Source organism: Flexivirga lutea (assembly GCF_054778955.1).
The window spans coordinates 406,783-431,786 of record NZ_BAAGZB010000001.1; the positions used below are offsets into that span (position 1 = coordinate 406,783).

General features: G+C 68.9%; 26 protein-coding genes. 14 read left to right on the forward strand and 12 right to left on the reverse strand.

From position 1 onward, the window contains the following. The first annotated feature begins 170 nt into the window (after positions 1-170). Positions 171-470: a GIY-YIG nuclease family protein gene (locus tag ACYVBN_RS02030; protein WP_440282327.1), complete on the forward strand. Its 300-nt coding sequence runs from the start codon at positions 171-173 to the stop codon at positions 468-470. A gap of 334 nt (positions 471-804) precedes the next feature. On the opposite strand, the gene ACYVBN_RS02035 is transcribed toward ACYVBN_RS02030, so the two are convergent. Next, positions 805-1,125 carry a putative quinol monooxygenase gene (locus ACYVBN_RS02035; protein WP_440282328.1) on the reverse strand — a complete coding sequence of 107 codons (321 nt, stop codon included), beginning with the start codon at positions 1,123-1,125 and terminating at the stop codon, positions 805-807. A 175-nt stretch (positions 1,126-1,300) separates the two neighbouring features. On the opposite strand from ACYVBN_RS02035, the gene ACYVBN_RS02040 reads away from it, so the two are divergent. From ACYVBN_RS02040 to ACYVBN_RS02055, 4 genes are all read left to right on the forward strand, one after another. Further along, the gene (locus ACYVBN_RS02040) at positions 1,301-2,086 is read left to right on the forward strand and encodes an IclR family transcriptional regulator (RefSeq protein WP_440282329.1); all 786 of its coding nucleotides are present in this window, start codon (positions 1,301-1,303) and stop codon (positions 2,084-2,086) included. A gap of 453 nt (positions 2,087-2,539) precedes the next feature. After that, positions 2,540-3,037 (forward strand): hypothetical protein, encoded by a 498-nt coding sequence (locus ACYVBN_RS02045; protein ID WP_460599073.1) that lies wholly within the window; start codon positions 2,540-2,542, stop codon positions 3,035-3,037. Between the two features lie 3 nt (positions 3,038-3,040). After that, a complete protein-coding gene (locus tag ACYVBN_RS02050; protein ID WP_460599074.1) occupies positions 3,041-4,621 on the forward strand; it encodes a GMC family oxidoreductase in 1,581 nt (526 codons plus the stop codon). Between the two features lie 102 nt (positions 4,622-4,723). Further along, positions 4,724-7,519: an FAD-binding and (Fe-S)-binding domain-containing protein gene (locus ACYVBN_RS02055; RefSeq protein ID WP_460599075.1), complete on the forward strand. Its 2,796-nt coding sequence runs from the start codon at positions 4,724-4,726 to the stop codon at positions 7,517-7,519. A gap of 80 nt (positions 7,520-7,599) precedes the next feature. Here ACYVBN_RS02055 and ACYVBN_RS02060 read toward each other — a convergent pair whose 3' ends face one another. Further along, entirely contained in the window at positions 7,600-8,061 is a 462-nt protein-coding gene (locus tag ACYVBN_RS02060; protein WP_440281744.1) for a DUF2231 domain-containing protein, read from the reverse strand. Between the two features lie 80 nt (positions 8,062-8,141). On the opposite strand from ACYVBN_RS02060, the gene ACYVBN_RS02065 reads away from it, so the two are divergent. The 3 genes from ACYVBN_RS02065 to ACYVBN_RS02075 are packed head-to-tail and all read left to right on the forward strand — an operon-like array spanning position 8,142 to position 10,018. Next, complete coding sequence (locus tag ACYVBN_RS02065; protein ID WP_440281743.1) at positions 8,142-8,651, forward strand: sigma-70 family RNA polymerase sigma factor; 510 nt, start codon at positions 8,142-8,144, stop codon at positions 8,649-8,651. Then, on the forward strand, positions 8,648-9,328 hold the full coding sequence (locus tag ACYVBN_RS02070) for an anti-sigma factor family protein (RefSeq protein ID WP_460599076.1): 681 nt from the start codon (positions 8,648-8,650) through the stop codon (positions 9,326-9,328). The genes ACYVBN_RS02065 and ACYVBN_RS02070 overlap by 4 nt, the downstream gene beginning before the upstream one ends. A gap of 57 nt (positions 9,329-9,385) precedes the next feature. Beyond that, positions 9,386-10,018, forward strand: coding sequence for a COG4315 family predicted lipoprotein (locus ACYVBN_RS02075; RefSeq protein WP_460599077.1), 633 nt, complete (start codon positions 9,386-9,388; stop codon positions 10,016-10,018). Positions 10,019-10,454: 436 nt separating this feature from the next. On the opposite strand, the gene sodN is transcribed toward ACYVBN_RS02075, so the two are convergent. Beyond that, complete coding sequence (gene sodN / locus ACYVBN_RS02080; RefSeq protein WP_460599078.1) at positions 10,455-10,859, reverse strand: superoxide dismutase, Ni; 405 nt, start codon at positions 10,857-10,859, stop codon at positions 10,455-10,457. A 298-nt stretch (positions 10,860-11,157) separates the two neighbouring features. On the opposite strand from sodN, the gene ACYVBN_RS02085 reads away from it, so the two are divergent. Continuing rightward, positions 11,158-12,042, forward strand: coding sequence for a hypothetical protein (locus tag ACYVBN_RS02085; RefSeq protein WP_460599079.1), 885 nt, complete (start codon positions 11,158-11,160; stop codon positions 12,040-12,042). Between the two features lie 42 nt (positions 12,043-12,084). Here the strand turns inward: ACYVBN_RS02085 and ACYVBN_RS02090 are convergent, their stop codons facing one another. Genes ACYVBN_RS02090 through ACYVBN_RS02110 form a run of 5 tightly spaced genes read right to left on the reverse strand, consistent with a single transcriptional unit; the run spans position 12,085 to position 15,555 of the window. Beyond that, positions 12,085-12,513: a VOC family protein gene (locus ACYVBN_RS02090; protein ID WP_460599080.1), complete on the reverse strand. Its 429-nt coding sequence runs from the start codon at positions 12,511-12,513 to the stop codon at positions 12,085-12,087. 34 nt (positions 12,514-12,547) lie between these two features. Continuing rightward, a complete protein-coding gene (locus ACYVBN_RS02095; RefSeq protein WP_460599081.1) occupies positions 12,548-12,820 on the reverse strand; it encodes a S24/S26 family peptidase in 273 nt (90 codons plus the stop codon). Positions 12,821-12,852: 32 nt separating this feature from the next. Beyond that, complete coding sequence (locus tag ACYVBN_RS02100) at positions 12,853-13,701, reverse strand: amino acid ABC transporter ATP-binding protein (protein WP_460599082.1); 849 nt, start codon at positions 13,699-13,701, stop codon at positions 12,853-12,855. Continuing rightward, entirely contained in the window at positions 13,698-14,654 is a 957-nt protein-coding gene (locus tag ACYVBN_RS02105) for an amino acid ABC transporter permease (RefSeq protein ID WP_440281735.1), read from the reverse strand. Before ACYVBN_RS02105 ends, ACYVBN_RS02100 begins: the two co-directional genes overlap by 4 nt. After that, positions 14,647-15,555, reverse strand: a complete 909-nt coding sequence (locus ACYVBN_RS02110) for an ABC transporter substrate-binding protein (protein ID WP_460599083.1) — start codon at positions 15,553-15,555, stop codon at positions 14,647-14,649. The genes ACYVBN_RS02105 and ACYVBN_RS02110 overlap by 8 nt, the downstream gene beginning before the upstream one ends. Positions 15,556-15,897: 342 nt before the next feature. Here ACYVBN_RS02110 and ACYVBN_RS02115 point away from each other — a divergent pair, with 342 nt between their 5' ends. The 3 genes from ACYVBN_RS02115 (at position 15,898) to ACYVBN_RS02125 (ending at position 18,534) form a co-directional block, all read left to right on the forward strand. After that, on the forward strand, positions 15,898-16,572 hold the full coding sequence (locus ACYVBN_RS02115) for a hypothetical protein (protein ID WP_460599084.1): 675 nt from the start codon (positions 15,898-15,900) through the stop codon (positions 16,570-16,572). Between the two features lie 277 nt (positions 16,573-16,849). Next, positions 16,850-17,710: a hypothetical protein gene (locus ACYVBN_RS02120; protein ID WP_460599085.1), complete on the forward strand. Its 861-nt coding sequence runs from the start codon at positions 16,850-16,852 to the stop codon at positions 17,708-17,710. Positions 17,711-17,769: 59 nt separating this feature from the next. Beyond that, positions 17,770-18,534: a class F sortase gene (locus tag ACYVBN_RS02125; RefSeq protein ID WP_460599086.1), complete on the forward strand. Its 765-nt coding sequence runs from the start codon at positions 17,770-17,772 to the stop codon at positions 18,532-18,534. Between the two features lie 48 nt (positions 18,535-18,582). On the opposite strand, the gene ACYVBN_RS02130 is transcribed toward ACYVBN_RS02125, so the two are convergent. Together ACYVBN_RS02130 and ACYVBN_RS02135 are read right to left on the reverse strand one after the other, a co-directional pair. Further along, positions 18,583-20,064, reverse strand: coding sequence for a LamG-like jellyroll fold domain-containing protein (locus tag ACYVBN_RS02130; protein WP_460599087.1), 1,482 nt, complete (start codon positions 20,062-20,064; stop codon positions 18,583-18,585). 78 nt (positions 20,065-20,142) lie between these two features. Beyond that, positions 20,143-20,751, reverse strand: coding sequence for a hypothetical protein (locus ACYVBN_RS02135; protein ID WP_440281729.1), 609 nt, complete (start codon positions 20,749-20,751; stop codon positions 20,143-20,145). Between the two features lie 229 nt (positions 20,752-20,980). Here ACYVBN_RS02135 and ACYVBN_RS02140 point away from each other — a divergent pair, with 229 nt between their 5' ends. Further along, a complete protein-coding gene (locus tag ACYVBN_RS02140; protein WP_440281728.1) occupies positions 20,981-21,433 on the forward strand; it encodes a MarR family winged helix-turn-helix transcriptional regulator in 453 nt (150 codons plus the stop codon). A gap of 12 nt (positions 21,434-21,445) precedes the next feature. Here the strand turns inward: ACYVBN_RS02140 and ACYVBN_RS02145 are convergent, their stop codons facing one another. Together ACYVBN_RS02145 and rfbA are read right to left on the reverse strand one after the other, a co-directional pair. Then, a complete protein-coding gene (locus ACYVBN_RS02145; RefSeq protein ID WP_460599088.1) occupies positions 21,446-22,042 on the reverse strand; it encodes a dTDP-4-dehydrorhamnose 3,5-epimerase family protein in 597 nt (198 codons plus the stop codon). Then, entirely contained in the window at positions 22,042-22,914 is an 873-nt protein-coding gene (gene rfbA, locus ACYVBN_RS02150; protein WP_440281726.1) for a glucose-1-phosphate thymidylyltransferase RfbA, read from the reverse strand. Before rfbA ends, ACYVBN_RS02145 begins: the two co-directional genes overlap by 1 nt. Before the next feature lie 249 nt (positions 22,915-23,163). Here rfbA and ACYVBN_RS02155 point away from each other — a divergent pair, with 249 nt between their 5' ends. Further along, on the forward strand, positions 23,164-24,687 hold the full coding sequence (locus ACYVBN_RS02155) for a sugar transferase (RefSeq protein ID WP_460599089.1): 1,524 nt from the start codon (positions 23,164-23,166) through the stop codon (positions 24,685-24,687). Positions 24,688-25,004 lie beyond the last annotated feature (317 nt).

Here is a 25,004-nt window from a genome sequence, read left to right on the forward strand (position 1 = left end):
CCGGCGTGGGGTTGGGGTGAGCGTTCGCTGGTCGAGTGCCGGAGGAGCGCGCTGGTCGAGTGCCGGAGGAGCGTAGCGGGGGAGGTGTATCGAGACCGAGCGACTTCGAGTTGTCCACAGGCAGCGTTCTCAACAGACCGCCGATCGAATCCGGCGGCACATGCTGTCGTATGCCTTGGACATACATATTGCGCTGTGGCGACGGCAGCTACTACGTCGGCAGCACGCTCGACCTCGAGCGACGGCTCGCGCAGCACTCGGTCGGTGAGGGAGCGGCGTACACCCGTCGGCGGTTGCCGATCGAACTTGTGTGGGCGCAGGAGAGCGACTCGGTGCGCACCGCCTACGAGCTGGAGAAGCAGGTCCAGAACTGGAGCCGTGCCAAGCGCGAAGCGCTGATCACCGGGCGCTTCGATCTCTTGCCCGAATTGGCCAAGAAGCGAGTATGGCGGCGGGCGCCGGACGGGTGAACAGTTGGCTGGTCGAGTGCCGGGGGAGCGTAGCGGGGGAGGTGTATCGAGACCGGGGTGTGGTCTCGATACGCGTCTCGGCTGGCGCCTCGCCGCTACTCGACCAGCGTGCGGTCGCCGCTACTCGACCAGCGTGCGGTCGCCGCTACTGGACCAGCGTGTGGTCGCCGCTACTGGACCAGCGTGTGGTCGCCGCTACTGGACCAGCGTGTGGTCGCCGCTACTGGACCAGCGTGTGGTCGCCGCTACTGGACCAGCGTGTGGTCGCCGCTACTCGACCAGCGTGGGGTCGCCACTACGCGACCGTGTGCCTCTGGCCACATGCGGCGCTGGTTCAGTCGATCTTGAACTCGCCGAGCTCGTCCCAGTGGTCGCCTTCCATCTGCACGTTGCGGACACGGGGTGTCTCCTGCACGTACTGCGGCAGATCGCGCTGCGCGGCCTTGAAGTGCTCGGAGGTCACGTGTGCCTCCGCGGCGTCGTCCCGGAACGCCTCGATCAGCACGTACTCGTGCGGGTCATCGACGCTGCGGGACCAGTCGAAGAACAGGTTGCCCGGCTCAGCGCGCGTCGCATCGGTGAACGTCTTGGTCAACTCGATCCACTGGTCGGCATACTCGGGCTTCACCTTCCACTTCACGCAGATGAAGATCATGTCGCTCTCCTTGACGGCTCGGGTGCAAGTGCATGCGGGCGTCGCCGGGACGCTCCGCCCTCACTCTGGCACGCGACGGAGAGCGGCGGGGAGGCCGATTCTCACGGGGTGACAACCGCCGGCCGATCCTGCCGGACCCGGCCGTGAACGTCGTATGTCGTCGTACAGTCGAAGGATGACCCTGGTGGACGACGCCGTCCCGACCCGCGGCGGGTCGGTGCGACGGACGCTGCAGATCCTCGAACTGGTGGCCGCGCGCGGTGGCGCCAGCGCCAAGGAGATCTCCGACGCGATCGACCTTCCGCTGCCGACGGTCTACCGGCTGGTACGCGAACTGCTGGACTCCGAATACCTGGTGCACATCCGCGAGGAGAAGCGCTTCGAGCTGGGCTACAAGCTGCACCAGCTCGCCCTCAGCCTCCACCAGCAGATCGGGGTGCCGCGCGCAGTCCGCACCGAGATCGTCGCGCTGCATCAACGCATGGGAGCGGCGGCCTATTTCGCCATCCACCGCGGTTCGCAGATCGTGGTCGTGCAGACGGTCGACTCCCCGGCTGCACCACGGCTCAAGCCCATCGACTTCGGATTCCATGAAGCAGCGCACGCGACGGCGCTGGGCAAGATCCTGCTCGCGGACATGGACGACGAGCAGCGCGAGCGTCATCTCGACCCGGAGCCGATGCCACGATTCGGGCCCGGCACGTTGACTACCCGCCCCGAACTCGCCGACCAGCTCGCGATCGTCGCCGATCGCGGAATTGCCTGGGAGATCGAAGAATTCCAGCCCGGCGCGACCTGTTGTGCCGCTGCTGTGCGCAGTGCCTCCGGCAGCATCGTCGGGTCGGTGGCGGTGTCGGCGCCCAAGGAGCGCTTCGCCCAGCGGCGGGACCTGGTCGAACGCGAGCTGCGGTGTACGGCGTCGGCGGTGAGTCGCTACTACCGCTCCGGTCACACGGGCTGAGTCCGGAGCGCGGTGGTCTCGATACACCTCCCCCGCTGCGCTCCTCCGGCACTCGACCAGCGCGCGCGTTGCGTGCGCTACTCGACCAGCGCGCGCGTTGCGTGCGCTACTCGACCAGCGCGTGAGTTGCGTGCGCTACTCGACCAGCGCGTGAGTTGCGTGCGCTACTCGACCAGCGCGTGAGTTGCGTGGCCACTCGACCAGCGCGCGCGTTGCGTGGCCACTCGACCAGCGCACGAGTTGCGTGGCCACTCGACCAGCGCGCGAGTTGCGTGGCCACTCGACCAGCGCGCGCGTTGCGTGGCCACTCGACCAGCGCGCGAGTTGCGTGGCCACTCGACCAGCGCGTCGAGTTCGGCTGGGGCTTCTTATCGCTTTGCGAGAACGAGCCTGGGCACGGCCGGCTCCGCTACCTACGGTGAGCTGCATCACAGTCACCTGCAGGAGGTAGCGATGGCAACGCAGTCGGGCATCGACGAAGCGACCCTCGGCGCGGACGACCGCGTCAACCTGGTGAAGCTGCTGCGCACGGCATACCCGCACGCACAGTTCCCGGACGGCCCCTACGAACGCACGGCCGACAAGATTCTGGAGCAGGTCGGCGAATCCGTCTGGCACCGCACGCTGCTCAGTCGCGGGTTGCGCACGCTCGACGGCGCGGCCGGGGGTGCCTTCCGCGAGCTCGACGACGTGGCCGCGAGCAGGCTGCTCACCGACATCGCCGATGCCGAGTTCTTCGTCTTCATCCGGGGCGTCGCCGTCCCGATCCTGTATGACGATCACGAGGTCTGGGACGCACTCGGCTACGAGGGCGAGTCCTTCTCCAAGGGCGGCTACTTGCATCGCGGTTTCGACGACCTCGACTGGCTGCCTGATCCCCGCATCGAGGAGTACGGCGGACCGGAGCAGTTGGTCGAAGTGGCCGACCAGGACCAGCTGAAGGAGGCATGAGCGATGAGTAACCACAATAGTTTCCAGATCTCGCACGACGACGAGGCGGTCGTCATCATCGGCTCCGGTGCCGGCGGTGGCACGCTGGCCCACGAGCTCACCGCGCGCGGCATACCGTGTGTCGTGCTGGAGGCAGGCACCTACCTCAAACCCGAGGACTACGAGAACGACGAGTGGGCCGCCTTCAACCAGATGGCCTGGCTCGACAAGCGCACCACGTCGGGGTCGTGGCGGGTCGCGCGTGACTTCCCCAATCTGCCCGCGTGGATCGTCAAGGCCGTCGGTGGCACGACGACGCACTGGTCGGGAGCCACGCCGCGGTTCAAGGACTACGAGTTCAAGGTCAAGAGCTACTACGGCGGTGTGCAGGGCGCCAACCTGCTGGACTGGCCGATCACGCTCACCGACCTGGCGCCCTACTACGACGCCGCGGAGAAGGCGATCGGCTCGACCCATCGCCACGGCCGGCCGCCGCTGCCGGCCAACAACAACTACAAGGTCTTCGCCGGTGGCGCCGAGAAGGTGGGCTACAAGTTCTATGCCACCGGCCCCTACGGCACCAACGCCGAGCCGTATGACGGCAGGCCCGCCTCGATCCAGGACGGCTTCAACTTCCAGGGCGACAAGAACGCCTCGAAGTGGTCGACGGCTGTCCGGGAAATCCCGCGTGCTCTGGCCACCAGCAAGCTGGACCTGCGCACCCAGGCGCACGCCGTGCAGATCACGCACGACCCGTCCGGTCGTGCGGATGCCGTGCTCTATCTCGACAAGGACGGCAACCTGCACCGACAGCGCGCGAAAGTCGTGTGCGTTGCGGGGAACTCGATCGAGACCCCGCGGCTGCTGCTGATGAGCGCTTCGTCGCTGCACCCCAACGGCCTGGCGAACTCGTCCGGTCAAGTGGGTCGCAACTACATGCGGCATACCACCGGCTCGGTGTATGCAACGTTCGACAAGCCGGTGCGTATGTATCGCGGCGAGACGATGGCCGGCATCATCGCCGACGAGGCGCGGTTGGACACGGCACGCGGGTTCGCTGGCGGCTACTACCTGGAGACGATCGCGCTCGGCCCGGCCTTCATGGGTGCGTTCGTGGAGCCGGGTGCGTGGGGCAGCGACTTCACCGCGTTGATGGACGCCTACCTGAACACCGCCGGATTGTGGATCGTCGGTGAGGACATGCCGCAGGAGACCAACCGGATCACGCTCAACACCGCGGAGCAGGACCAGTGGGGGCTGCCGGTCCCCGACGTGCACTACGACGACCACGCGAACGACGTCGCGATGCGCGAACACGGTTATTCCCGAGCGGATCTGGTCTACGAGGCGGTCGGCGCGGAGAGCACGCACCACACGCCGCCATACCCCTCGACACACAACCTCGGCACCTGCCGGATGAGTGCGCGCCCCGAGGACGGCGTGGTCGACGCACACGGCCAGGCGCACGACGTGCCCGGGCTCTTCGTCTCCGACGGGTCGCAGATGACCACCGGTGCCGCCGCCAACCCGACACTGACCATCGTCGCGTTGGCCATCCGACAGGCGGAGTACATCGCCGATCAATTGGCGAAGGGTGAACTCTAGGATTGCTGATCGAGTGCTGGGCTGGTGGAGCGGGAGAGGTGTATCGAGATCAACACGGTTGCGATGACGGCTGATCGGCTCCGCGTGGAGCTTGGCTCTGGCGTGGATGTGCTCGACCGGCCCCTCGACCTGCGCGCTCGGGCGCACGATGCATCGCACTACCTGCTCGTGCCCTCCGCGGTGGCGGTGCCGCGGGATGCCGCGCAGGTCGCGGAGGTGATGCGAGCCTGCACCCGACTCGGTGTGCCGATGACGTTCCGCAGCGGAGGCACATCGCTGTCGGGGCAGGGGGTGACCGATCACGTCCTGGTCGACACCCGCACCGGTTTCCGGGGCGTCGAAGTGCTCGACGCCGGTGCCCGCGTCCGGGTGCAGCCGGGTATCACCGTGCGTGCGGTGAACGCCCGGCTCGCCCCGCACGGGCGCCGGCTCGGCCCGGACCCGGCCAGTGAGATCGCCTGCACCATTGGCGGAGTCGTCGCCGACAACTCCTCAGGGATGCAGTGCGGGACCGAGTTCAACTCCTACCGCACCATCGAGTCGATGGTCTTCGTTCTTCCCTCGGGCACGGTGATCGACACCGCCGCCGCCGATGCCGATCAGCTGTTGCGCGAACGCGAACCTGCGCTGCACCAAGGTGTTTCGCAGTTGCGTGACCGGGTCCGTGGCAATCCTGAGTCCGTCGCGATCATCGAGCGGCTCTTCTCGATCAAGAACACCATGGGGTATGGCGTCAATGCCTTCCTCGACCACGACGAACCGGTGCAGATCCTCAGCCACTTGCTGATCGGCAGCGAGGGGACGCTCGGATTCGTGGCGTCGGTGGTGTTCCGCACGGTCCCGGTGCTGCCGAAGGCAGCCACCGGACTGCTGGTCTTCGAGAATCTGGTGACCGCCTCGGCGAGCGTCGACCAGATCGCCGCGGCCGGTGCGGCAACCGGTGAGCTGCTCGACGTGCGGTCGCTGCGGGTCGCGCAGGCGGACCCGAAGTGTCCCGCGGAGATCGCCGGTCTGCAGTTGCGCTCCCAGGCCGCGGTGCTCGTCGAGCTGCAGGCGGGCGACGACGACGGCTTGGCGCAGTTGCGATGCTCCGCGGAGCCGCAGCTGGCGGATCTGCCGCTCCAGGTGCCGCTGCGGATGACCACCGACGGGGCCGCCCGGGCTGCGCTCTGGACGACCCGCAAGGGACTCTTCAGCGCTGTGGCGGGTGCACGGCCGTCCGGCACCAATGCGTTGCTGGAGGATGTCGCCGTCCCGGTACCACGTCTGGGCGAGCTGTGCACGCGGTTGTCCGAGCTGTTCACCGAGCACGCCTATGACGACTCGGTGGTCTTCGGCCACGCCCGCGACGGCAACCTGCACTTCCTGCTGGTGGAGGAGTTCGGCGACACCGCGAAACTGCAACGCTACGAACGATTCACCACCGATCTGGTGGATTTGGTGCTCGGCCTCGACGGCACCCTCAAGGCTGAGCACGGCACCGGTCGCATCATGGCGCCCTTCGTCGAGCGGCAGTACGGCAGCGAACTCTTCCAGGTCATGCGCGAGGTGAAGCGGCTGGCCGACCCGGGCGGCGTGCTCAACCCGGGAGCCGTGCTGACGGACGATCCGCGCGCACACCTGAAGGACCTGAAGACGGCGCCCCCCGTGGAGTCGGAGGTGGACCGCTGCGTCGAGTGCGGTTATTGCGAACCCGTCTGCCCGTCCAGGGATTTCACCGTGACGCCGCGCCAGCGGATCGTGCTGCGCAGGGAGTTGGAGCAGGCACGACTCGACGGCGACGATGCGCTGGTCGCCTCACTGTCGGAGGACTACGACTACGACGGCGTGCAGACGTGCGCGGCCGACGGCATGTGCGGCACCGCCTGCCCGGTGCGCATCGACACCGGCGACCTGATCCGTCGGCTGCGGGCCGAAGACGCCTCACGTGTCGAGGACCGCGCCTGGGCGTTCGCCGCCGAGCACTGGTCGACGGCGACGCGCGCCGGCGCGGCGGCGCTGACCGCAGCGTCCGCCATACCGGCTGCGGTGCCGAGGGCGCTCACCCGCGGTGCGCGTGCGGTCGCCGGTGCGGACCGGGTGCCGCTGTATGACGAGGGCCTCCCGCGCGGTGGCGGTAAGCGCCCGCAGGTTTCGGATGACACTGCGGAAGCAGTGCTCTTCCCGGCGTGCATCGGGGCGATGTTCGGGCCGGCCGAAGGGCCCGGCGCCTCTGCGGCGCTGGTCGAACTGTGCCGCGCTGCAGGGGTTCCGGTGCGCACCCCGGACGGGATCGACGGGCTCTGTTGCGGCACCCCCTGGTCGTCGAAGGGGCATCGGAGCGGACATGCGGTGATGCGCGAGCGTGCTCTGGTGGCGCTCGCCGCGGCCACCGACAACGGTCGGTTGCCGGTGGTGGTGGATGCGAGCTCGTGCGCCGAGGGGCTGATCAAACTGCTCGACGCCGGTCGAGTAGGGCGGGCCCCCCAGAGCGAGACCGTATCGAGACCCTCGACGCCGGAGATCGCTGTCGTCGACGCGCTGGACTTCGCAGCCTCAATGGTCTTGCCGAAACTTCCTGCGGTGACGCGTATTCCGCGGGTGGTCGTGCACCCGACCTGTGCGACGACGGTGCTGGGTTCGACGCCGTCGCTGGTACAGCTCGCGGAGGCTGTGGCCGACGACGTGGTCGTGCCGACCGACTGGGGTTGCTGCGCTTTCGCGGGCGACCGAGGGATGCTCCACCCGGGACTGACCGCGGCCGCGACCGCACCCGAAGCCGCCCAGGTCGAGGCGCTCGACGACGTGCCCGGCACGGCATACGTCTCGGCCAACCGCACGTGTGAGATCGGTATGACGCGCGCCACCGGCCGCACCTATCGGCACATTCTGGAGGTGCTGGCCGAGCAGACGCGCTGACCACAGCACGCCGGTCGAGTGCTGGAGGAGTGCAGCGGGGGAGGTGTATCGAGGCCACGTGCGCCGGGCGACTACCCGACTCACCGCCAGGTCGCACGCGCGCCGGCGTCGCCGGCACGCACCACCGCGACGATGACGCCGAACGACACCGCCACCGTGACGACCGGCAGCACGATGCGCAGCCATCCCGGCGCATCGCCGGCGGCATACCGTCGCCAGAGCCAGTTGCCCAGCGCCACGACGGTGAGCGCGACGCTCCAGGGCAGGATCTGCTCGGCGAGGTGTTCGTGCCGTTGCAGCAGCGGATTGCCTGCGGTGCCGCCGAGTTGGTCGGCCAACGCCTGCCCGGCGGCGACGGTGACCGGCACCAGCGCGGTGCCCGCGGCGGCCAGCAGGGTCGGCACGATCCCGAGTCGCACTCGCGCGGCCGGCCACAGGGAGTGGAGGATGGTGGCCAGCGCAGCGAGCGGCAACAGGACGACGACGGCGTGCACCAGCAGCGGGTGCGCGGGCAGGCCGGCGATCTCGTAGGCGGTGTGCATGCCGGTGACACGGCGTGCGGTCGCCGCCGGTTCGATTGAACCGATCGCTGCCCGGTCTCGTGTCCACGACGGAGGTGGTGATGGTCACGGACCCCGAGGTGCTCGACCAGTTGCATCGAGACCACGCAAAAGCGTTGTGGGCGTATGCCGTTCGGCTGACCGGTGACCGCGCCTTCGCCCAGGACGTCGTGCAGGAGACGATGCTGCGTGCGTGGCGGGAAGGCATCACCGACCAGAGCGACACAGGCGCGACGTCGGCCCGGGCGTGGTTGTTCACGGTCGCGCGGCGCCTGGTGATCGACGAGGCGCGGTCGGCGCGGCATCGCCGGGAGGTGACCGCGGACGAGCTGCCGGACGCCGGCGCGGGGGACCAGGTCGACGCCGTGTTCGACGCGGCGATGATCGTCGATGCGCTGGCGGCGCTCAGTCCGCCGCACCGCGAGGTGGTGGTGCGGGCGTACTACGGACGGGCCACGGTGGCCGAGATCGCGCAGGACCTCGGTGTGCCGGCCGGCACGGTGAAGTCGCGGATGCACTACGGGATGCGCGCGTTGCGGCTGGCGCTGCAGGAGAGAGGGGTGACGCGATGACCGGCGTGCACGACGACTACGTCGACTGGGACGCCGCCTACGTGCTCGGTGCGCTGTCGACGCAGGAACGGGCGGCATACGAGCAACATCTGGCCGGCTGCCCGCAGTGCGCGGACGCGGTGCGCGGGCTGGCCGTCATACCGGGTCTGCTGGGGAAGGTGCCGCCGGAGGACGTGCCGGGCGACCTCGCCGAGCCGGCGCCGCCGGACCTGTTGGCCCGCACCCGCTCGGCAGCGCACGGTGAGGTCATCAGTCTCCGGCGACGCCGCAGGCGCGTGGTGTCGCTCGTGGCGGTTGCGGCTGCTGCGGCGCTGGTCGTCGGCGGCGTGGTCTGGTCCCAGCTGCCGGGCGGCACGACGCCGGGTGTGACGGTGGCGATGCACCAGGTGCGCACCAACCCCTTGCGGGCGACGGTCGAGCTGCGTGATCGGGCGTGGGGGACCGAGGTGGACATGCAGTGCGTCTACCCCGACGCGAGCGGGTGGGGCGGGCGTGCCGTCTATGCCTTGTATGTCGTGGACGACGCCGGTCACGCCAGCTCGATCTCGACCTGGGCGGCAGGGCCGGGCACGACCTCGAAGCTGACAGCGGCCACGGCGCTTCCCCGGGACAAGATCGCGCACCTGCAGATCCGCACTGCCGACGGCACCGTGTTGCTCACTGCGGCGCCGGATTGAACCGTCCGGCAACGCAATTCGTGACATCAGCACACAACGGTGACACGGAGGGCAGAGATGATGCGGACGAGACAGATGTGCGCCGTCCTGGGTGCGGCAGTGCTGACGACGACCGTCGCGGCGTGCGGTTCCGGCGGTTCGGCTGGTGGCTCAGCGTCGGCAGCTGGCGCCCGTGCGGCGTCGACGGGCGGGGGTGTGCCGTCGACCGGCGGTGCGTCGTCGGGCGGTGGTTCGTCGTCGACCGGCGGTGCGTCGTCGGTCGGTGGCGGCGTGGCGTTGCAGGTCGCCAGGACTGCGTTGGGGTCGGTCGTCGTGGGACCGGACGGCCACACCGTCTACCTGTTCGGCAAGGACGTCAAGGACTCGGGCAAGAGTTCCTGCTCCGGCCCGTGCCTGGGCTACTGGCCGCCGGTCACGGTGACGAGCACGCCGCGGACGATCGGCATCAGCGGCACGGTCGGCACCATCACGACGGACGGCAAGAAGCAGTTGACCCTCGACGGGTGGCCGCTCTACTACTACGTCGGTGACGCCTCCGCCGGCGACGTGAAGGGTCAAGGCAATACCGGCTTCGGTGGGGTGTGGCGGGCCATGATGCCCAACGGCGCGGACATCACGTCGGGAGGCGCAGCCGCCACAGGCAGCGGTGGCGGTGGCGGTGGCGGCAAGGGCGGCTACGGCTCGTACTGACGTGGCGATGATGCCGAGCGCGGTGCAGGGGACGCGATGGGCATATTCCGGAGGTGATGTCGGGTTGGGAGTATGCCGAGCGCGGTGCAGGGGACGCGATGGGCATATTCCGGAGGTGATGTCGGGTTGGGAGTATGCCGAGCGCGGTGCAGGGGACGCGATGGGCATATTCCCGGGGCGCTGTCGGGTTGGGAGTATGCCCAGCGCGGTGCATGGGACGCGATGGGCATATTCCCGGGGTGATGCCGGGTTGGGAGTATGCCCAGCGCGGCGCATGGCACGCGATCGGCATACTGCACGCCGCACGCCGCACGCCGCACGCCGCACGCCGCACACCGCACACCGCACACCGAACGCCGCACGGGAAACGCCCGGAAGTGGCATACGAAAAGCGCCGGACCCCCAGGGGATCCGGCGCCTCGAGGGAGAGGAGGCCTCAGGCCTGCTTGGTCTCCCAGAAGATCTTGGCGATCTCGTCGATCTTGGCGAGAAGCTCGTCGGCGGTCGCAACATCCCACGACGCCTTGGTGCCGCCGGCGCCGGCCAGCTTGGTGGCCTCGTTGACCAGCGTGTGCAGCTGCGGGTACTTCTCGAAGTGCGGCGGCTTGAAGTAGTCGGTCCACAGCACCCACAGGTGGTGCTTGACCAGCTCGGAGCGCTGCTCCTTGATGATCGCCGCACGGATCTTGAAGTCGATGTCATCGGCGTGGTCGGCGGCCTTCTCGATGATGGCCTTGACCGACTCAGCCTCGATCCGCGCCTGAGCGGGGTCGTAGACGCCACACGGCAGATCGCAGTGAGCGCTGACCTCGATCGTGGGGGCGAAGATTCGGCGAAGCATGTGATGTCCTTCCGTCGTGTGCATCGGACGTATGGCGGGAGCGTGTCACCTCAAGCAGGCTTGAAGTCAACCGGACGTGTCCGCGGATGCGGCATCCGCGCTCCTTGCTACGAACCTACTCGGACGCGGGCCGGCCGCTGAACCCCCCTAAGTCATATGCGACACAGTCGCACATGAGTGCTGTGCGCGGTGACCGTGCCGCGTGCAATTACTCCTGGAGCGCGGCCGGCCTTTGACACAGTCACAGCGTTGCGGATGCCGACCGCAAGCGTGCCGGGCGTCCGGAGGGGAGGCCGCCATGCAACGCCGGATCGTCGCTGTGCTGGTGCTCTGCGGGCTGCTGGCCATCGCCGACGCGAAGTTGGTCGCCACGTATCTGAGTGGCAGCGATGCCGACACTTCTCCGATCCCGGCGGCGACACTGACTCCCACCGGTGCCGCCTCCAGCGGTGCGGCGGACAGCAGCTCGGCCACCACCGGCCCGGGCGACGCGCACGTGGGGAAGGTCTCGATCGCGGCGCTCTCCGCGACGCGGGCCTGGCGGGCCGCGTCGGCGATCCGCTGCTCACCAGGGGTCCGGGCCGCCACGTTCGGTTATTCGGCCGACGGCGGCATGCACTGGACGCGCAAGAAGGTGCCGATGAAGACGGTCTCGGATCTGTCCTCCGTCGGCGATCAGATCGTCGCCACCGGCACGGACCCGTCGTGCAAGCCGGCGGCATACGTCCTCTCGGCGACGGACGATGCGCGCGACGCGATCCTGGCGCCGAGCTGGGTGATCGACCCGGTCGATCCCACGGCGCTGATCGCCTCGGGCAACCGCGTCGCCAACGGTCCGTGCCCGGGCGCCGTGGTCGACGTTGCCGGCAGTTCACCGTCGGACGTCGTCGCGCTCTGCAGCGACCATTCCGCGCGACGGAGCAGCGACAAGGGTATGACGTGGCGACCGGTCAGCGGCGGATCGGACACCTTCACCGTGGCCGCCGTGTCGGGGGCGACCTTCGCGGCATACCGCGCGGCGTGCGGCATCGCGGTCGGTGCGTTGGTCGGCGGCGACAGGGCGCGATGTGTGGCGGGGACGAAGGACTGGTCAGGACCCGGCGACATGACGATCGTCGACGGCACGATCTGGCTCGCGACCAGCGACAAGGCACTCACCACGCCGCTCACCGCCGGCCCCTGACGCCTCCTCCCTCCGGGCGTCTCGGCGCGCCGGCGAGGACAGTCACCCGGCGTCGGAGACGTCGGGCACGACGAGTTTGCCGATCTCGCCGGGGTTCCAGCAGACCTCCCAGCGGAAGCCGTCCGGGTCGGCGAAGTAGCCGGAGTAACCGCCCCACACGCGTGCCTCGGCGGCGGTGACCTCGGCGCCGGCCGCCGCGGCTTCGGCCAGCACCGCGTCCACGGACGCACGATCGACGACGTTGCGAGCGAGCGTCAGCGGCGGTATGCCGGACGCCGGCCGCCCGCCGACCTCTGCGGCGAACGCGTCGGCCTGCCACAGCGACAACACCAGGTGCTCGCCGACCTGGATCATGATGACTTCGGTGCCGTCCTCGAACTGCGGGCGCCAGCCGAGGCCGTCCACGTAGAACGCCCGGGTGCGTGCGATGTCCGCGACGGCGAGCGTGATGAAGCTGACTCTGGGTTCCATCGGCTCAGTCAAGCAGCGCCCGCCGCAGCCGCTGCTAGGTGCGCTTCGCCCGCCGCACCCGCAGCAGCACCAGAGCCAGCACGTCCGCGGTGGGGATCTCGCCGACCAGCCACGAGTCGACGCCCTCGGCGGGGTTGTCGCGCTCCACCCACCAGCCGTCTCCGACCGCCCGGGTGATGCGTTTGACCGCGATCGGGCGCGGCCCGTCCGGCCCGTCCGGCAGCCGTATGACGTGCGCCCGGCCGATCCGCGGACGCACGCCATACGCCACGAGCAGGCGGTCGCCGCCGGCGTAGGTCGGCTCCATCGACCGACCCCGCACGACGGCGAACCCGACTCTCACTCGGTCGTTTTCGCCAGCTCGGCAGCCGCCGCGGCGTGCTGCTCCTGCTCGGCGATGATCCGGCTGAGGAACGTCTTGGTGCGCTCGTGCTGCGGGTTGCGGATGACCTCCGACGGGACACCCTGCTCGACCACGACACCGCCGTCCATGAACACGACGCGGTCGGCGACCTCCCGGGCGAAGGAGATCTCGTGGGTGACGACGACCATCGTCATACCGTCGTCGGCCAGCTCGCGCATGACCGCGAGCACCTCGCCGACCAGCTCCGGGTCCAGCGCCGACGTCGGCTCGTCGAAGAGCATCAGCTTCGGTTTCATCGCCAGGGCGCGCGCGATCGCGACCCGCTGCTGCTGTCCGCCGGACAGCTGCGCCGGATAGTGGTCGGCGCGTTCGCTCAGGCCGACCCGCTCGAGCAGCTCGCGCGCCTCCGCGCGGGCCTGCTTCTTGGACACGCCGCCCACCTGCACCGGACCCTCGATGACGTTTTCCAGGGCGGTCTTGTGCGGGAAGAGGTTGAACCGCTGGAAGACCATGCCGATCTGCCGGCGCTGCCGGGCGATCTGCTTGTCGGGCAGCCGGTGCAGATTGCCGCCGGACTCGCGCAGACCGAGGAGTTCGCCGTCGACATACAGGCGCCCACCGTCGAAGACCTCCAACTGGTTGATGCACCGCAGGAAGGTCGTCTTGCCGGACCCGGACGGCCCGAGCAGGCACACCACCTCACCCTCGGCCACGCTCAGATCGATGCCCTTGAGCACGTCGACGCCGTGGAAGTGCTTGTGCAGGTTGACCGCCTCGACCAGCGGCGACTGCCCGGCAGGTGCTGATGCGTTCGACGTGCTCATAGTCCACCTCCGCCGCCACGCAGCGACATCATTCGGGAGCGCAGCGACGGTCGCGAGGTGCCGGTGTGCACACCGAAACCGCGGCCGAAGTGGCGCTCGAGCAGGGTCTGGCCGACCATCAGGATCGAGCAGACGATGAGATACCAGATGACAGCGGCGACGAGCGCGGGCATCACCAGATAGGTCGAGTTGGCAACGGCGTTGGCCTGGAAGAACAACTCGGTGGTGACCGGCACCGCGGACAGCAGCGAGGTGTCCTTGACCATGGCGATCGTCTCGTTGCCGGTCGGCGGCACGATGACGCGCATCGCCTGCGGCAGGATGATCCGGCGCATCGCCTTGCCGCGGCTCATGCCGATCGCGCAGGCCGCCTCGTGCTGTCCCTGGTCCACCGACAGCAGACCGGCGCGGGCGATCTCCGCCATGTATGCCGCCTCGGACAGGCCCAGACCCAGGATGCCGACGAGGATGCCGCTGCTGACCGTCTTCACGTCCAGCGTGTAGAAGTGCACGTCGGTGAACGGCAGCCCGAAGTCGAGCTTGGGATAGAGGTAGAGCACCCCGACGCCGAGCACGACCAGCAGCACGTAGCGCGGCACCGCCCGGAAGAACCAGGTGAAGACGAACGCCACGAACCGCAGCACCGGATTGGTCGACAGGCGCATCACCGCCAGGATGACGCCGAGCACGATGCCCAGGATCATCGCGCCGACGGTGCAGATGATGGTGCCCTTGACCAGACCCTCCAGCACCGGGCGGTATTCCATGACCCGCCAGACGAAGTGCCAGTCCCACTTGGAGTTGGTGACGAAGGAGTTGATCATCATCGCGACGAGGATCGCGATGACGACGACGCCGACCCACTGCCACGGGTGGGGGACCGGGCGTGCGTCGACCGTGCCCGGCCGCTCGGTGGCGGCCGGCTTCTCGGCCGTGGTCGTCGTCTCAGCCATGGGGCACCGCCGGGTTCGCCGCGAACATCTCCACTGCTCCGCTCTGCTGGCCCCACTTGGCCAGAATCTTCTGGTAGCTGCCGTTGGTCGCCATCTGCGCGAAGGCCTGCGCGATCGCCGCGCCGAGCTTGTCCTCGTTCTTCGGCAACACCACGCCGTATGGCGCCGAGCCGGTGATCTTGCCGGCGGCCTGCAGCTTGTCGCCGGTCTTCTTGACGGCATACAGCGCGACGGGGGAGTCGGCGGCCATGGCGTCGACCTTTCCGGCGAGCAGGTCGGTGGTCACCTTGGACTGCAGGTCCTCGATGACGGCCTTGATCGGCTTGCTCTTGCACTGGTCCTTGTTGAGGGCCTTGATCTCATCGGCCTGGGTGGTGCCGGTCTGGACGCCGACCGAGTAGCCGCACGGCTGGGACGGATTCACGTGCCGGGGGTTGCCCTTGCGCACGACCCACTGGGTGCCGGCGGAGAAATAGCTGACCATGGTGACCTGCTTGAGCCGGTCGCTGGTGATGGTGAAGGAGGAGACGCCGACGTCATACTTGCCGCCGACGATGCCGGGCAGGATGTTGTCGAACTTCGCGTTCTGGAATGTCGCCTTCAGGCCGAGGCACTGCAGCGCACCGCGCATCAACTCGATGTCCATGCCGACGAGTGTCTGGCCGTCGGCCGCGAGGAACTCGTTCGGCTCGTAGGAGCCGTCCGAGGCCACCGTCAGCGTGGTGCCGGGTTTGACGTTCGGCGGGAGCACGTCCTTCAGGCCGCCGGACGAGCAACCGGTGGTGCCGGTCTGTTGCTGGCTCGAGCCGAGCCCGAGCGAGGTCGCGCCACAACCGGTGAGCAGCGACGCGACCAGTCCGCCGGCGAGGACCATCGGTCCGCCGCGTGACCATGCCGACATGGGAGTCCTTTCGGGGGTGGAGCGTTCTCGGAGCGCCTCCGCCGTGGCGGGCGCCGTGCCGAGTAGCGCGCCTGGAGCGGGTATCTCGAGGTGGAGCTGCCGGAGCGTAACGGAGCACAGGGTAGCGACGTCGTGCACGTCCGCCGCGCCCTGTGGTTGGCAATCCTCGCAGCGGCATACGGTGTGGCGTGCGTCACCCTCGTGCGAATGTGTCTCGTATGCGAGACGACACGGCGCGGCCCATCCGAAGCGCTCGCGGCGCCGAAGTCCCACTGGACATGTATGACGGCCGGGCAGCAGCCCGTCCGACGACCGACGGGCCGACACAGGCTGGAGATTCCCATGAAGGTCAACAAGATCGCGGTGGCGCTGGTCGCTGCCGCCGCAGTGCCGCTCGCCGGCTGCTCCGCATCCGCGAGCACGCCGCCGAGTTCCAGTTCGGCGCCCAGCGCTGCCTCGGGTGCTGCCTCCTCCAGTGCGCCCTCGAGTGCTTCGCCGAGTGCGTCGTCACGTGCCGGTGCGGGCTCGGCTTCGGCCGCACGAAGCGGCGGCGCGACGCCGAAGAGTTCGGCCTCGGCGCACGTCGGGGACGCCGGCGCTCCGTCGGAGGCGGCGAAGATGATCTGCACCGACGAGACGCGCGACAACATCACGACGGTGCTGTCGGTGCAGCCGGATCCGAAGCCGGCGTCGTCGTGGCGCAACCACATCTACACCTGCACCTATCAGCTGCCGGAGGGCCCGATCGTGCGGACCGTGCACGAGGCCGCCGACGTCAACGCCGCGACGGCATACACCACGGCGCAGCGGTCGACGGTGCAGGGCGAGAAGGATCTGACCGGTCTCAACCCCGGGGCGTTCGGTACCCAGGACGGTGTCGTCGTGTTGCAGAAGGACAACGACACCATGCGGGTGGACACCTCACGGCTGTCGCCACAGTCCAAGCTCTACCCGCGCCGCGCCGGCTTCGCCTACAACATCGCAGCCGTGGTGCTGGGCTGCTGGAACGGCGACTGAAAAAAGTTCCCGTCCGTCCCATCCGTTTCGAAGGTGGCGCCGAACTCCCTGTGTTCGTCGGTACGGCGGGCTTCCTCAAGGGGTTGGCCCGTGACGGCAAGGTCACGGGCCGACCCCGGGAACAACGGGGTGGCCGGCTCGACGAGCAGCAGGGCTGTCGTGCCTGGATGGTGACGGCAGTCAGATGTGACGCACGGAGTCCTTGCCGTTCCGGGCGACTGCGAAACAGTCGATGGAGCGATCGCCCTGTCGGCGTCCGATGGAGAAGGAAGCAATCATGCAGACGAAAAAGAAGCTGTTCCTTGCAGCCGTTCCCGCAGCGGCATGTGTCGCCGCCCTGGGTGCGGGTGCTCCGGCCGCGCATGCTGCCGACAGCTGGAGTTACCAGGCGAATCTTGCGCCGGTGGCGATGAACACTCCCTCCGGTGCCGCGTCGGGGCATTTCATGATCAGCATCAACGGTGACCAGGCCACGGTCACCGAGACGGTGTCCGGTCTGGCGGGCAAGTTGCCGACCGACAAGAAGACGCTGGACGCGCTGGGTATCCCGGCCGCGTTTGCTGGGGCGCCGTTCCCGCATGTGCAGCACATCCACATCAATGGTGGCGGCATGTGCCCGACCTCGGGTGCCGACACCAATGGTGACGGTGTCATCAGCACCGTGGAGGGCCAGCCGGCGTACGGCAAGATCGGGACCACGTTGTCGACCAAGGGCGCCACCGATGGTTCGACGGCGCTGGATGTGACCAAGGCCCCCGGTGGCGCCAGCTTCACCTACAAGCGCACGTTCACCCTCAATCAGGACACGCTGTCGGCGATCAAGGCCAACAAGGCGGTCGTGGTGGTGCATGGGCTGAATCCGGCCAACGCGCCGAAGGCGTCGTTGTCGACGCCGAACTCGCTGGGTCTGACGCTGCCGGGTGCGAGCAAGAAGCTGGCGTTGATCGGCACTGCTCCGGCATTGTGCGGCAAGCTGGAGGCCTCGCAGATGAACACCACGCCCTCCGGTGGTGTGCAGACCGGTGGTGGCGGCACTTCGGGCCTGCAGAACCAGGGTCTGTTCTACGGTGCCGGCGCGCTGCTGCTCGGCGCTGGTGCGGTGCTGACCGTGCGTCGCCGTTTCGGCAAGCAGCACTGAGCGGTCGCACTCGACTGTTGTGACTGATCCGTGCGGTTCGAAGTTTCAGGAACGCTGAGATGAGTACCACCAAGCCTGGTCACCACGGTCGCCGTATGGCGGCCGTGGTGGCAGGCCTGCTCACGCTGGCAGCGGTCGTGCTGGTCGTGATCGGCGTGCGCAGCCAGGTCCACGCCGCGCCGCCCCCGGCGTCCGCGGCGCATCCGTCGGCGGAGGGCAACCTGCCCGCATCATCGACATCGGGCTCGGCCTCCGGTGCGACGTCCGGTTCGACGTCGGGCTCGAAGTCCGGCTCGGCGAAGCAGTCCTCACCGCATGCGGCGTCCACGCCGGCCGTGGTCGGTCCGGTGCTGGATCGGTCCATTCCGACCTCGCTGAGCATCCCGGCCATCGACATCAAGAACGAACACCTGGCGGCGTTCGGCACCGACTCCCAGGGAGCGATCGACGTCCCGCCGGCCACCGGCGGCGTGCCCCCGGGCTGGTACACCGGTTCCCCCACCCCGGGGCAACTCGGCCCGTCGGTGATCGTCGGCCACACCGATGAGCGCAAGGACGCCCGGTCGGTCTTCTTCCGGCTCGGGCAGCTGCGACCGGGCGACACGGTGCAGGTGACCCGCAAGGACCACACCGTGGCGACGTTCCAGGTCGACAGCCTCGAGGAATACCCCAAAGCGAAGTTCCCGACCGCGCATGTCTACGGCAACATCAACCACGCCGGGTTGCGGCTGATCTCCTGCATCGGCAAATTCGACACCGCCACCGGCCACTACCTGGACAACATCGTCGTCTACGCCCACCTGGTCTCCAGCCACCACGAGTGACGGCATCAGCCTCTCGGTGCATGGGTGGCGGTCGGCGGGAGCCGCCTCCTACCGCGCGTTGTAGTGCGCCAGGATCTGCGCCGGGGACAGCGCCGTCGGGTAGATCGCCGCTCCGCTGATCGACCCGATCAAGCCCTGGCTGGTGGGCGGGGACGTCCAGCCGCTGAAGTTGCTCTTGCCGATCCGCCAGTAGCCCGCGGCGTTCTCGGCGGTTCTCACCGACGAGTTGGACGCGACCAGGACGGCGTCGACATACAGCTTCATCCCCTCGGCGGAGAGCGTCGCGGTGGCGAGGTGCCACGCGCCGTCGTTGTACTGCCGCGAGCCGGCGATGGTGTGGACGCTGCCGGTGTAGACGCCGAAGAGCACGTGCGCGGAGTTGTCCAGATAGAGCTGCCGGTCGTACTGGCTCGGGGTGGTCGTCTGCGTGTTCGCATAGGCGATCAGCGATCCACCGCGGTAGTCAGTCGTGCGGAACCAGATCTCCTCGGTGAAGGTCGTTGGCCCCGGTGCATCGATCCGCTGCGTGGTCGAGATCATCCCGGCACCGCTTAGGGTGGTGGCGCTCGCCGCGCCGGCCGGGCACGGACCCGGCTCGCCGTGCGCGACGCCCGTGGTGCTGTAGGTGCCGTTGCGCTGGTTGCCCGAGGCGTCGGCGGCGACGGTGCCGGTCGTCTCCTCGAGCGGGTAGTAGAGGTATGGCGCGTCGGCGCGCACCGCGTCCCAGCACGGCGATGGGAACGCACTCGCCGCCGCCCAGGTCGACGCGGGATTGCCCGTCGTCCCCCGGAACGGTGCCGCAAGTGCCGGTGCGCCGGCCGCGATCACAGCCAATACCAGGGTGGCCGCGCCGATCAATGCCAGCCGGACCGGACGCCGCGCGAACGCGGCCCGGCGGATCTCGGCGTCCCTCCCCTCGGCCCCGGCCTCGGCGACGGCGTCGGGACCCTCGCCCGGCCCGGTCGTTGTGCCCTCGGCGTCGTCGTCAACATCGTCGGGGGACCGGTCGTCCTCGTCCCGCCAGGCGCAGGCACCGCCCAGCAGCATCAGGAGTATGACGGCGCCGCCGGCCAACGGCCCCACCTGGTGGGTGCGTAGCCAATACGCGGGTGACCCGGCAAACGGCACCCGCAGCGTGCCGACCCCTCGCACGGCGTCGCGCCGCACCGGCGTCGAATCGTCGGCCCGGTTGGTGTCGCCGCGCAGGACGAGCGCGCCGTCCGGGCGGATGGTGGCGAGCCGGTGCAACCGCAGCCGGCCGGCGTGATCGGGGTCGTTCACGAGCAGCACCTGGCCCGCCCGGACCGGCTGCGCGGGCACCCGCCGTGACGCGACGACGTCCCCGGGGCGCAGCGCCGGCTGCATCGAGCCGCTCATGACGACGGTGACGTGCCAGCCGAGCGCGACCGGGAGCAGCGACCACAGCAGCAGGCTCGCCATCATCGCGAGCACGCCACGGCAGAGTGCGGTGATCAGCAGGGCGGTCCAGCCGGCGCGCCACTGCTGTTGCTGCTTGGTCGGTATGGCCATGAGCCCCTCGTGGTGGATGTGTGCTGGTCAGGTGGCGCGGTGAGCGGCCGCGTGTGGCGGCCGCCCACCGTCGTGAGGTCAGGAGTTCTGCGCCTCCCACGTCAGGCCGAGGCTGGCCGTGCCGCCCTGCGCGGTGTTGGGCGTGTTGGCGTTCAGTGTGTAGTTGACCTGGAAGACGCGGGTCTCCGAGGCGCTCCCGGTCGGGGCCCAGTCGCCCTTGCCGGTGGCGAAGCTGGATGCCGAAGCGCCGAAGTCGGCGAGCGTCCCGCTGTAGACGGTTGCCCCGCTGGCCAGCGGCTTGAAGGTCGAGCACGAGCCGAAGGAGCCCGCGGTCCCCTGGGTGATCGTCAGGCTGATGTTGCTGGCCAGATCCTTGGTGGTCGTGGGGTTGGTGCCGTAGAGCTTCACCGCGGAGGGGAGCGACCCGGTCGAGGTGACCGCGATGCACTTGGTGTCGGTGGACCCCGGCTTCAGGTTGTTCGCGGTGAAGAGCGCGGTGTTGCTGTCGTCGTCCGACAGCGCCACAGTGCCGGCGTTCCAGTTGCTGGTCGGGTTGGCAGTCTGAGCCGCGAACGCCGAGTATGACGCGTGCCAGACGAAGGCACCGGAGGCGCAGAGGCCGGTCACGATCGCACCGACGGTCGCGAATCGAGCAGTGCGGCGGCGGGTACGGGCGGAAGAGGACATGGGTGATCGCCTTTCGAGCAAGAGGAAGATCGTCTTGACCCGGTCGTGGCCATGACGCGAGCGGACCGATCCCCCTGGTGGGGCCCGACCCCGCGCCTCGTGTGACTTGACGAAAGTTTTACGAAGCGATGAAAGGTAAAGTATTGGTAAAAACAACGCCTGTCAAACATTTCACCTTTCGAATTTTTGAAGTTTCATCGAGCGGCCACGCCACGCCGGATCGGAAGTCATGACACAGCAGTCCAAGGCGAACATCAGCGCACTGCGCGCCCTGGTCCTCGCAGCCGACCTCTTCCGGCAGACGGTCGCCGAAGCCTTCGGCGTGGGGCCGTCCGATCTGACGGCGATGAGTCACCTGCGGTCGGCGGGCCGGCTCAACGCCCGCGAACTCGCGAGCCGCACCGGCCTGACGCCGTCGACGGTGACGGCGTTGCTGCGCCGGCTGGAGGCGGCCGGTCTGGCCGAGCGCACCATGCATCCCACCGATCGCCGCCAGGTCGTGGTGGCGCTCACCGCCAAGGGCGGGTCACTCCTGGAGCGCTCCGAGGGATGGCTGGCCGCCGTGGTGACGCGGATGGGCCAGGACGTGCGGGAGACCGAGGGTGTCCTGGTCGCGCTGCGCACCGCGCTGGAGGTGCAAGAGGCGCGGATCCGCGAGGAGCTGGAAGCTGATCGCGCGTGAGCGCCCGCCGGCTCAGCTCAGGCCGGCGATGAACTGCTGGCAGTCGTCATACAGCGGCAGCAGGCCTTGTTCGCGCGCCTCGGCGAGCGTCGGGGCGGCGGTGTCCTTCGGCGACAGGATGGGTTCGATGTCGTCCGGGAAGGCCAGTGCCAGGTCCGGGTCCAGCGGGCTGATGCCGTGTTCGCGCTCGGGGTTGTAGCTGGCCGAACACAGGTAGACCGCGGTCGAGTCGTCCTCGCGGGAGACCAGGCAGTGTCCGAGCCCCTCGGACAGGTAGACGGCCCGGCGGGTCGTGGTGTCCAGCTCGATGCTGCGCCACTGGCCGAAGGTGGGGGAGCCGACCCGGATGTCGACCACGTAGTCGACGAAGGAGCCGCTGACCGCGGTCACGTATTTGGCCTGGCTCGGCGGGACGTCGGCATAGTGCACGCCGCGGACGGCGCCCTTGCTGGACACCGAGATGTTGGTCTGGATGACGTCGAGGCGGTGCCCGATGTGCTCGGCGAGCTTGTCGCCGCGGAAGCCCTCCATGAAAACCCCACGGTCGTCAGGGAATTGGCGCGGCGTCACCACGAAAGCGCCGGCGATGTCCAGCGGTGCGATGTCCATCAGCGAGGGTCCTCCAGAAGTCGGGACAGGTAGGTGCCGTAGCCGCTCTTGGCCAGTGCTGCGGCGTGCTGTGCCAGCTCGTCGTCGCCGAGCCAGCCGGCGCGCCAGGCGACCTCCTCGACGCAGCCGATCTTGAGGTCCTGGCGGTCCTCGATGACGTGGACGAAGTTCGCTGCGTCCATCAACCCCTCGAAGGTGCCGGTGTCGAACCACGCGCTGCCGCGCGGCAGGACGGTGACCGTGAGGTCGCCGCGTCGCAGGTAGGCGTCGTTGACTCCAGTGATCTCCAGCTCACCGCGCTCGCTGGGCTCCAGCGCACGAGCGATCTCGACCACGTCGTTGTCGTAGAAGTAGAGGCCCGGCACCGCGAAGCGGGACTTGGGCTTGGCCGGCTTCTCCTCGATCGACAGGACGTTGCCGCCGGCGTCGAACTCCACCACTCCGTATGCCGAGGGGTTGGTCACGTGGTGGGCGAAAACGTGTCCGCCGGAGACGGATTCGGTCGATCGGCGCAGCGCGGTGCCCAGGCCCGCGCCATAGAAGATGTTGTCCCCGAGCACGAGGGCGACGGTGTCGTCGCCGATGAAGTCGGCGCCGATGAGGAAGGCCTGGGCCAGGCCGTCCGGTGAGTCCTGCACGGCGTAGGTCAGGTCGATGCCCCACTGGCTGCCATCGCCGAGCAGCCGCACGAACTGCTCCATGTCGTGCGGGGTGGTGATCACCAGGATCTCCCGGATGCCCGACATCATCAGCGTGGACAGCGGGTAGTAGATCATCGGTTTGTCGTAGACCGGCATGAGCTGCTTGCTGATGCCACGTGTGATCGGGTGCAGGCGCGTGCCCGAACCCCCGGCGAGAATGATCCCCTTCACGCGGCCGACCTTAGCGGACCACCGTGCGCCCCGACCGGGGCCCGGATGTTCGACGCTCGAATGGTGCGGGGATTGAACCACTTCCGCCGCGTTCCGGCCACCCCTGCCGGACATTTTGCGCAATCGTGATGCGGCAGCAGAGAAGCGTTGTGCGCGCAGCGGCTTCGGGAGGATGGCTCCCGCGACGAGACCGGTGGGGGCCGGTGGACCGCACCAGATGCCAGCCGAGCGAGCCGCATGGGGGAGCGTATGACAGCCGAAGCAGACGCCGGACTGGCCCAGCCGCCCGGAGCCGTCGTCGACCCGCCGGCACTCTGGCCGTTGCGCCGCCCGCGGCGGCCTGCGGCGAGTCACCGGCAGACCCGCACCGGCGACTGGTCGCGCCTCTACCTGCGGCACGTCCTGCTGGCCGACGCCTTGTGCGCCTTCTGTTGCGTCGGTGTGGCGGTGGTCCTGTCCGACGCGATCCCGCTCCGGGGCGTCGTGCCGGTGCCCTATCTGGTGGTGATCGTGCTCAGCCCGGCCGTGTGGGTCGCGGCGGTGGCGGCCTGCCACGGTTACGAGCGGCGCTATCTGGGCGTCGGCGCCGAGGAGTACCGCGCCCTGTTCTCGGCGACGGTCCGCCTGCTGGCCCTGTCGGCGTTCGCGTCCTACGCGGTCTACACCAACCGGCCCTACTTCTCCCGCTACTTCGTGCTGATCCTCTTCCCGCTGTTGTTGATCACCTCGCTGATCGGCCGCTACGGGTTGCGCCGGCACCTGCACCAGGCCCGCTGGAAGGGCCGCAGCTTCCACCGGGCCGTCGTGGTCGGTCAGAACGCGGCCGTCAGCGGCCTGGTGAGCGACCTGCGCCGGGAGCCGGTGCACGGCATCAACCCGGTCGCGGCCTGCACCACTGAGGTCGCCGAGCTCGGCTGCGGTCTGCCCCGCGAGGGCACGGTGGCAGAGACGGTGCAGATCGCGCGCCGGTATGCCGCCGACGTGGTGGTGGTGGCCAGCCCCTCGGGGCTGGACGGCATCGAGTTGCGCCGGCTGTCCTGGGAGCTGGACGACCTGGGCACCGAGCTGATCGTCTCGCCCGGTGTGGTGGAGGTGACCGGCCCGCGGATGTCGATCCGCCCGGCGGCCAACCTCTCGCTGCTGCACATCGAGCGGCCGGCGCTGCACGGGGTCAACGCCGTCACCAAGGCGACGTTCGACCGTTGCGCCGCCGCGCTGGGGATCGCGCTGCTGGCGCCGGTGTTCCTGGTGATCGCGGTGCTGATCAAGGTGCGCGACGGCGGCCAGGTGTTCTTCCGGCAGACCCGGGTGGGCATCGACGGCACCGACTTCACCATGCTGAAGTTCCGCTCGATGGTGCCCGACGCCGAGGCGCGGCTGGCCGCGCTGCAGGGCGCCGCGAACGACGGCAACGGCGTGCTCTTCAAGTTGCGCGACGACCCACGGGTCACCCCCGTCGGGCGGGTGCTGCGCCGCTTCTCGCTCGACGAGCTGCCGCAGCTGATCAACGTGGCGCGCGGCGACATGTCGATCGTGGGTCCGCGTCCGCCGCTGCGCGACGAGGTCGCCAAGTATGGCGCCGACGCGGTGCGCCGGTTGCGGGTGCGGCCGGGGCTGACCGGGCTGTGGCAGGTCAGCGGACGCAGCAACCTGTCGTGGGACGAGTCGCTGCGGCTGGACCTGCGCTATGTCGACAACTGGTCGATGACCCTGGACCTGCAGATCCTGTGGCGCACCGCGCGGGCAGTGGTGCGCGGCACGGGCGCCTACTGACCCCCTCATCGACTCCCTGACTCAACCGACCGACTGACGTGAGCCATTGACATGACCGACTGACATGACCGACGCAGCACGCCGATTGCCCATCGACCCGGATAAGCACGGGAGGAATCACACCGCACCGAATACGCCCTGGTGCTCCCTTGTGAGGCACTGGCCGGCCGCGCCGGCGACGAACGCCGCACCGGAAGGTGTGCGTCACTTTGTGCTGCGCGAGGGCAATTTCCACCACACGCGACGACCTGAAAAATCTGTGACTGGAGGGACTGCTGGTGATACGCCGAACTGACGAATCACCTTGTCGTTGTTGG